This window comes from Collinsella aerofaciens, from assembly GCF_032584215.1.
In the GTDB taxonomy this organism is placed as follows: Bacteria; Actinomycetota; Coriobacteriia; order Coriobacteriales; family Coriobacteriaceae; genus Collinsella.
The window spans coordinates 1-465 of sequence record NZ_JAWHPN010000118.1; the positions used below are offsets into that span (position 1 = coordinate 1).

General features: G+C 61.3%; 1 pseudogene. It reads left to right on the forward strand.

The features are described 5' to 3' along the window. A pseudogene (locus tag RX395_RS10030) lies at window positions 1–465 on the forward strand (hypothetical protein); the annotation flags it as partial.

Genomic DNA, 465 nt, shown 5'->3' on the forward strand with positions numbered 1-465 from the left:
TTGGTTTACGGGCCGCCTGTCCCGTTCTGCCGCACTTCTGGCCGGATGCTCCGGCGGAAACGGCAACACCAATGCAGCGGCGGATGGTGCGGAGTCCACTTCTCCGACCTTAACGGAGCCGGAAACTACGTCCCAGCAGGAGACGGCTGCTCCGGTGGATGTCAATGTGATGGCCCTCAAGGGGCCTACTGCCATGGGCATGGTGGAATTCATGAGCCAGGCAGACACGGGCGAACTCACCGACAACAACTATCACTTCAGCATCACCGCGGCCACCGATGAGGTCTCCGCCGCTCTGGCCCAAGGGACTACGGATCTTGCTGCGGTCCCGGCCAATCTGGCTTCCGTCCTCTATAACAACACCGAGGGCGGCGTGCAGGTGCTGGCCATCAACACCCTGGGTGTGCTTTACATTGTAGAGAGCGGCGATACCGTCCACTCTGTGGAGGATCTGCGGGGCAAGAC